Below are 7,688 nucleotides of genomic sequence, written 5' to 3'. Positions count from 1 at the left end.
CTACTTAATGATACAGATTTACGCTGAATATCCGGCCTGCCATCGGCGGTGGACTCTGGAGGAGTTGTCGGATTCACTCCCGCCGTAAACGGCGGGATTCTCTCCTAACAGACAGATAGAACTCACACTTTTGCTGTTCGGTTATCTGGTCGTCGCGCAGGCACGACACCTTCCCGACGGCGTGGCACTGTTGGGGTACGTGACCGAATTTCTGTTGCTCGTGTCGATACCCCTCCTCCCCTCCTCACACTGGACGACACTCCCGTTTCGGCTACCAGCAAGACGAAATAACCCACACTCGAACTTCGACACATGAATCTCGTGGAGGCGCTTGCTGCCGACGCCGGTCTGCTGTGTGTCGTCGGTGCGGGTGGGAAGAAATCGACGCTGTACACCCTCGCGAACCGCATCGACCGGGCCGTCGTCACCGCGACGGTGCGAATCCCCATCTTCGACGAGCACGTGACAGAGGTGTTCGTCACCGACGCTCCTGCGGACGTGCTCGAAACGGTCACGGAGTGGCCCGTCGGACTCGTTCCCGAACGGGAGCGTTCCGACCGCTATCGAGGGTACGACCCGGAAACCGTCGCGTCGCTCGCGACCGCCGACGCCGACGCGATACTCGTGAAAGCCGACGGGGCACGGACGCGGCTGCTGAAGGGACCGAGCGAACGCGAACCGCAAATCCCCCAGTCTGCGGACGTCGTCGTTCCGGTGGCGAGCGCGCGAGCGGTGGGAAAACCGCTGACGGCGGAGTTCGTCCATCGACCTGCCCGCGTCGCCGCCATCACCGACCGCGAGGAAGGAGAGACGATACGGTCGGAGGACGTGGCCAGAGTGCTCGCGAGCGAGCAGGGAGGGATGAAAGACGTTCCCGACGGAGCGACCGCGATTCCGCTCGTGAACATGGTAGACGACGACCGATTGGAAGCGACCGGTCGAGAGATTGCAGCGGCGGTGCTGGCACGGGCGGACGTTCCCCGTGTCGTGCTCACGCAGATGACGGCGGCCGAGCCGGTCGTGCGTGTCGTCGAATGAGACGGCCCGTGCGAACGGGGGACGAGCGAACGGGGTCCCAGACGGGTGGCGAGCAGACGGCAGCGGTGTGAGACGAACGGTCGAAGCGACGTGAAGTGGTGTGCCGTACTCTCACGTGACGCTCCACGGCGTCGGTCAGCGCATACCGGTGGTGGCCGCGTCTTCACTGATAAGGGTCAGGGTGCGTCGAGTCGTTCGACGGCCGCCGCGAACTCCTCGCGGGTGTTGACGTTCTCGAACGAACGCAGCGACCCGTGTTCTCGCAGTTCCCGCTCTTCGAGTACGACGTAGTCGAGTTCGAACAGCGGTTTGACGACTCGCCGTTCGCCGCGCTCAAGCGCAGCGGTACAGGCGTCGACCATCGGCTCCGTCTGATACACGGCGTGGGTCGTCTGGAACCACCCATCCTCTAGCTGCGGGACTGCGGCTTCGTGTCCCGCGGCACTGTCGACGAGGAATTTCACGAGCGACGGCTCGACGAAGGGCATGTCACAGGCGACGACGAAGGCGTACTCCGAGTCGCAGGTCGCGAGCCCGGTTCGCATTCCAGCCATCGGCCCCTGGTCGGGGTCGGCGTCGATTGCGAACCGTACCGGACGCGGATACCCCTGCATCGCGTCTTCGATGGCGTCACGCTGGTCGTCTCGACAGTTGACGACGAGTTCGTCCACGACGCGTTCGATGCGATCGGCGACTCGGCGGAGCATCGGAACCCCGGCGAGGTCGGCGAGGGCTTTGTCAGCCGCTCCGAACCGAGTCGAGCGACCACCGGCCAGTATGACGCCTGCGGGCATGGCTCGACAGTAGGAAGTGAGGTGCTAAGAGGCTGTGGCCGCGAGGGTTTTTGCCGCTTGCGCACTCAGTTGCAGACGAATGAACGCTGCCGACAGATTGCTCCGCGTCGACCTCTCGACGCGGCGAGTCGAGAGCGAGCCGGTCCCTACAGCGTGGCTGCGCCAGTTCGTCGGTGGGAAGGGACTCGCGGCACGCTATCTCTACGAGGAACTCGACCCGGGGACCGACCCCTTCGACGCCGACAACGTCCTGTTGTTCGTACTCGGCCCGCTCAACGCGGTCGTTCCGGGCGAACCTCGGTACGCGGTCGTCACCAAGTCGCCGCTGACGGGGACGTTCCTCGATTCGTACGCCGGTGGTTCGTTCCCGGACCATCTCGGTGGCGCGCTCGGCCGTCACGTCGGCGTCCTCGTTTCGGGCGTCGCATCCTCCCCCGTCGTCGTTCGTCTCTCCGAGGGGGACGCGACGGTTGAGGCCGCAGACGAACTCTGGGGTGCGGCCATCGACGAAACCTGTGACGCGTTCGACCGACCGGTCGCTTGCGTCGGCCCCGCCGGTGAACGACTCGTGCGATACGCGACCATCGGCTCCGACGGCGGCGACCACCACGCCGGTCGCGGCGGTGCGGGGGCGGTCATGGGGTCGAAACGGCTCAAAGCCGTCGTCGCGGACGGTGACCCGCCGTCCGAGGCGAGGGGAGAGAGCGACGGTGAGCACTACCGCACGACCGACGTCGGCCGGTGGCAGGCGTCGAGCGAGACGCTCGAAACGCTCGATTTCGCCGACGAAGTCGGCGTGCTCCCGACCAGAGGCTGGCAGGAAGGGTCGTTCGAGGGGGCGGACGAACTGGGGGTCGAAACCGCTCGCGAGCGGGCGACCGGTCGTGAACGTCCGAACGATGCCGTCACGGGAGGATTCCGCGTCGAGAGTAGCGAGGGAGAGACGGTACCGCGCGGTGCGACGCCGATTTCGCTCGGTGCTGGACTCGGTATCGACGATTTCGACGCGGTCGCGGTCCTCGGTTCGAGATGCGACCGCCTCGGCCTGGACGTCATCAGCGCGGGAAACGCAATCGCGTGGACGATACGTGCCGCAGACGAGGGGCTACTCGACAGGGACGTTGCGTTCGGCGACGACGAGACGGCACGCACGCTGCTTTCGGAAATCGCCTTTCGGTCGTCTTCGCTCGGCGACGCGCTCGCGGAGGGGGTCGATTCGGCGGCCGAAACGTACGGTGGGGCCGGAATCGTTCCCGCAGTGAAAGCGATGGATTTGCCGACGTACGACCCGCGCGCCACGCCTGCGATGGCGCTGGCGTACGCGACCAGCGACCGCGGCGCGTGCCACCGCCGGGCGCGTCCGGTGCTCGAAGAGGTGGTCGCCCCCGACGAGTGGAGCGACGAACGACGCGCAAAAGCGGTCGTCGCGGAACAGAACCTGCGGTCGCTGCTGTGGTGTCTCGTCGTAGACGACTTCGCGGGCGAGGCGCTGTGGGAGGACCGCGGGACGGGGTGGTTACGGTCGCTCGACTCCGCGTACGCGCCGACGGACTACGAGCGAGTCGGCGAGCGAGTCTGGACGATGACTCGCCTGTTCAACGTCCGCGAGGGGTTCACGAGAGCGGACGACGCGCTTCCGTCGGCCCTCACCGAACCGCTCCGCGGTGGTCCCCACGACGGCGCGCGACTCGCCACCGAGGAGTTCGAGCGTCTCCTTTCGACCTATTACGAGAGACGAGGGTGGGACGAACGGGGACGTCCGACGTGGAGTCTGCTCGAACGTCTCGAACTCGACGACGTCGTCGACGACGACACCCCGGTCGGGGGTCGCTAATTGTCGCTCGCCCGTTCCTCATCGGGTCGGCTATCGAACTCGTCCGCCGGCGGTTCGACCGAAAGTGGCTCCTCGCCGGGTTCCGGACCGAGTGGCTCGATTCTGACGCTCGTGACCTTGTACTCGGGGATGTAGGAGGTCGGGTCGAGTTCGTGTTGCGTGAGTTCGTTTATCGCCCCGTGGACGAAGTGCATCGGGATGAAGACGACGCCGGGGTCGGAGGTCTCTTCGACGCCCGCCTTCACCACGATGTCGCCTCGTCGTGATTCGACGCGGACGTACTCGTCGTCTCTCACCCCGAGTTGGTCTGCCATCTCGGGATGGATGGTGACGAAGCTCTCGGGGACGTAGTCCATCAGCACCCCGACCCGGCGGGTCATCGTTCCCGTGTGCCAGTGGTAGAGCACCCGTCCGGAGGTGAGCATCAGCGGGTACTCCTCGTCGGGCAGTTCGACTGGTCCGGCGTAGTCCGCCGGGACGAACCGGGCCTTGCCGTCCTCGAAGTTGAACTCGTCTTCGTAGAGGAACGGCGTTCCGGGGTCGTCTTCGTCCTCGCAGGGCCACTGGATACCCTCCGGCGTCGATTCGAGGCGGTCGTACGTGATGCCGCCGTAGATGGGCACGAGGTCGTTTATCTCGGCCATCACGTCGGCCGGGCCGTCGTACTCCCAGTCGAAGCCGAATCGACCGGCGAGGGCACAGAGGATGTCCAGGTCGGGTCTCGCCTCGCCGGGTGGCGAGACGGCCGGCCGGACACGTTGTACCCGACGCTCCGTGTTCGTGAACGTCCCGCTCTTTTCTGCGGCAGAGGCCGCCGGAAGCACCACGTCGGCGAACTCGGCCGTCTCCGAGCGGAAGATGTCCTGTACGACGAGGAAGTCGAGTTCTTCGATGGCGTGTTCCGCCTCACGGATGTCGGGTTCGGAGAGGACGGGGTTCTCGCCCATGATGAACATCTCTTCGATGTGTCCGTCGAGGATGGCGTCGTACTGTTCCGGCAGGCGGAGACCGACCTCGTCCGGCGGGCGGACGCCCCACGCGGCCTCGAACGTGTCGAGGACGTCGTCGTCGGAGAGGTCCTGATACCCCGGGAGCGTGTGCGGGGCAGGCCCCATGTCGCCGCCACCGCCTTGCACGTTGTTCTGGCCGCGGAAGGGCGACAGCCCGGCCCGTGGTTTGCCGAGGTTCCCCGTCACCAGTGCGAGGTTCGTGAGCGCGAGGACGTTTCGCGTTCCGTGAGCGTGCTGGGTCATCCCCATCGCCCACCCGAAGATGCAGGTGTCGGCCTCGGCGATGGTCTCCGCGGCGAACGTCAACTCGTCCAGCGCGACGCCGGCGAGTTCCTCGACTTTCTCCGGCGTGGTGGCTCCAGTTCTTCGATTCCGGTGGGGCCGACGCCGAGGACGGTCACGAGGATGGTACGCCCGCGACGGTGCAGTCTCATCCGGTCTTGTAGACGCCGCGAGCGTCCGCGACGTGCTCGTCGTCTTCGTCGTAGACGCTCACGTCCACGGTTCCCACGTCGCTTCCGTTTCTGACCACATCCGCCTCGGCGTAGAGGTCGCCCGTGCCCGCACTGAGGTAGTCGATGCGCATGTCGATGGTCGGTACGGGCTGGTCGTTGAGCGAGACGAGCGCCGCGCCACCGACGGTGTCCGCGAGGGTGAACGTGACGCCGCCGTGGGCCATGAGGCGGTCCTGATTCCACGACAGCTCTTCGCGCATCTCGACTCTCCCTTCGGCGTGTCCATCTGCGGCTTCGGTCACTTCCACGCCGAGCAGGTCTGCGAAGGGCATCCCCTCGAAGAACGCTTCGATGTCCATACCCCGACTGCACGTGGGGAGTAATTAAATGTACGTGCAGTGACCCAGTTCTCGTATGCACGTTTCCGACGACGACGGAATCCGCACGGTGACGTTCGACCGCCCCGAGGTTCGTAACGCGTTCACGCCGGAGGCGGCGGGCGAACTCGCCGAGATACTCGCCGACAGCGACCCGAAATCCATCGACGCGGTCGTGTTGACCGGCGAAGGCAAAGCGTTCAGCGCGGGGGGTGACATCCAGTCGATGGCCGAGCGCGAGGAGAACGTCCGCGACGCCTACGAGCGAGTGCGCGACACGCTCTCGCGCGTCGTCCACGAGGTGCTGTCTGCCCCGGTTCCGGTCGTGGCGAAGGTCAACGGGGACGCCGTCGGCGCGGGGATGGCGCTCGTGACCGCGTCGGACTTCGCGTACGCCACCGAATCGGCTCGCTTCGCGGCGTCGTTCATCAACGTCGGTCTCATCCCCGACATGGGCGGGACCTTCCTCCTGCCGCGACTCGTGGGGCTGCGGAAGGCAAAGGAACTCGCGTTCACGGGCGAACTGATTTCGGCGGCCGAGGCTGCCGAACTGGATATCGTGAACGAAGTCGTGCCGGACGAACAACTCGACATCCGAGTGACGGAGCTAACCGACCAGTTGGCCGAACAGCCGACCCGAACCATCGCGCTCGGCAAGCAAGCGCTCCACGAGAATCTCGGCAAAGATTGGCGTGAAGCGCTGGACTACGAGACGATGATTCAATCGCAGGCCTACGATATGCCCGCCCACGCGGAAGGTGTCTCGGCGTTCCTGGAGGGACGGGACCCCGAGTTCGAGTGATTCGGGGGAGTCAAGTCGCGGTGTCGAAAGGCCTCAATTCGATATTTTGACACTCGCTCGTCGTCGTCCGTAGTCGAATCTCGAATCCATACATCGCATGTCGCTCTACGAAATGACGGATAAATTATTTTACACTCCCGACAGATGGACGTGGATAACGCGATTGCAGTCTTCTTCGCCACAAACTGCACACTCGTCGCTTCGCTCCGTGCCTGCTTCGGCAAGCGCGACGGCCCCATCTGCATCCAAGTCGGCGGTTGCGAGTACGACGCGCTCGCCAGCGTGACCGAGTTCGTACTTCCCGTCGGTTTCCCGGACGAATCGCTCGCGGAGTTCGGAGAGATGGTAGTTGAACCGACCCGTGTCCCGGATTCCTACTCGCTGGCGCAGTTCGGAGAATGCGAGGGGTTCGTCCGCTGTCGCCAGTTCGCGGAGAATTGCGATGCGGTGTTCGCTCGCGAGGGTTCCGAGTGCGTCTACCGCGGATTCCGCGATTTCCTCGTCCATCGCAGGTGATTCGGGATGCATGCGTAGCCGTCACGCAGTCTCCGTGACATACTTTCTGGAACTGGTTAGCTCGACTACAGAAACAACGTTCGCGGAAACGATATATTTCTCTCGCCCGGCACACCGAACATGGCAGGTGCAGATGTCGAATTTCGGCTCGAATCGCCCGCCGACGAAGAACGGTTCGTTCGGAAGTATCTCCCGGATGCCTGGCATCGCTTCGAAACCAGTGATTTCTGGGAGACGGGCTGGTATTGGGCGTATCGCCAGTTCGCGGAGTACGATTCGGGCCCTGATTGCGGACTGGTTCGAATTATCTTCGAAGGCGACCCGGACGCGCTGGTCGAAAGCGAAAGTGACCACTGGAATCGATTCGACGGACTCGAATCGTGGACTCTCCGGCGATACGAAGAACCCGAGGAGGGGTACGAAAGCCTCCTCGAACAGCAGATGGACGCGAAAGGCGAAGTCGGCGGCGAGTGGGAGTATCGACTGAAGCCACTCACGGCGCGGTTCGCACTCTCGTATCTCCGCGAGTTCGAGGAGGAACTACCTGCCGTCGCTGAGCGAACCGACGAAAATCTGCCGGGAATCGGCTTCTGGACGGTGTATCACGACGCTATGGTTCAGTGTGGCTACGACTGGTACGACGAAACCGATGCCTGTCTGAAAGGGATGAAAAACCGACTGAAATCGCTCGCCAGTTACGAAGGGGCTGACTCGGCCCGTGAGGAGTACGACCGACTGCTCTCAGAGTGGGAGGCCTACCGGGAGGAACTAGAGACGTGGCTCGACGAGAATCCGACGGGCGAATCATCGGAGTCCTGATACTCGCTCGTTCGTCGAAACCCGAATCGGAATCCAGCTCTCG

7 protein-coding genes and 1 pseudogene are annotated in these 7,688 nt (G+C 64.3%); 4 read left to right on the top strand and 4 right to left on the bottom strand.

Annotation, left to right across the window (positions count from 1 at the left end):
• Nucleotides 1-312: 312 nt before the first annotated feature.
• On the top strand, nt 313-1,038 hold the full coding sequence (gene yqeC, locus ACR3FF_RS11930; protein WP_458188248.1) for a selenium cofactor biosynthesis protein YqeC: 726 nt from the start codon (nt 313-315) through the stop codon (nt 1,036-1,038).
• A 176-nt stretch (nt 1,039-1,214) separates the two neighbouring features.
• Here yqeC and mobA read toward each other — a convergent pair whose 3' ends face one another.
• Complete coding sequence (gene mobA / locus ACR3FF_RS11925) at nt 1,215-1,832, bottom strand: molybdenum cofactor guanylyltransferase (RefSeq protein ID WP_458188247.1); 618 nt, start codon at nt 1,830-1,832, stop codon at nt 1,215-1,217.
• 79 nt (nt 1,833-1,911) lie between these two features.
• Here mobA and ACR3FF_RS11920 point away from each other — a divergent pair, with 79 nt between their 5' ends.
• Nucleotides 1,912-3,666, top strand: a complete 1,755-nt coding sequence (locus ACR3FF_RS11920; RefSeq protein ID WP_458188246.1) for an aldehyde ferredoxin oxidoreductase family protein — start codon at nt 1,912-1,914, stop codon at nt 3,664-3,666.
• Here ACR3FF_RS11920 and ACR3FF_RS11915 read toward each other — a convergent pair.
• Nucleotides 3,663-5,027: pseudogene (locus ACR3FF_RS11915) on the bottom strand (molybdopterin oxidoreductase family protein); the annotation flags it as partial. The gene ACR3FF_RS11920 and the pseudogene ACR3FF_RS11915 sit on opposite strands and share 4 nt — an antisense overlap.
• Nucleotides 5,028-5,106: 79 nt before the next feature.
• Nucleotides 5,107-5,490, bottom strand: coding sequence for a PaaI family thioesterase (locus ACR3FF_RS11910; protein WP_458188245.1), 384 nt, complete (start codon nt 5,488-5,490; stop codon nt 5,107-5,109).
• 55 nt (nt 5,491-5,545) lie between these two features.
• Here ACR3FF_RS11910 and ACR3FF_RS11905 point away from each other — a divergent pair, with 55 nt between their 5' ends.
• Nucleotides 5,546-6,310 (top strand): enoyl-CoA hydratase/isomerase family protein, encoded by a 765-nt coding sequence (locus tag ACR3FF_RS11905; protein ID WP_458188244.1) that lies wholly within the window; start codon nt 5,546-5,548, stop codon nt 6,308-6,310.
• A 129-nt stretch (nt 6,311-6,439) separates the two neighbouring features.
• Here ACR3FF_RS11905 and ACR3FF_RS11900 read toward each other — a convergent pair whose 3' ends face one another.
• Nucleotides 6,440-6,838, bottom strand: coding sequence for a DUF7347 domain-containing protein (locus ACR3FF_RS11900; RefSeq protein WP_458188243.1), 399 nt, complete (start codon nt 6,836-6,838; stop codon nt 6,440-6,442).
• A gap of 108 nt (nt 6,839-6,946) precedes the next feature.
• Between ACR3FF_RS11900 and ACR3FF_RS11895 the strand changes: the two genes are divergently transcribed.
• Nucleotides 6,947-7,645: a hypothetical protein gene (locus tag ACR3FF_RS11895; protein ID WP_458188242.1), complete on the top strand. Its 699-nt coding sequence runs from the start codon at nt 6,947-6,949 to the stop codon at nt 7,643-7,645.
• Nucleotides 7,646-7,688 lie beyond the last annotated feature (43 nt).

The sequence above is a fragment of the Haladaptatus ordinarius genome, assembly GCF_054177595.1.
Note: the sequence above shows the minus strand (reverse complement) of the source record. Positions and strands in the feature narration are given on the sequence as shown.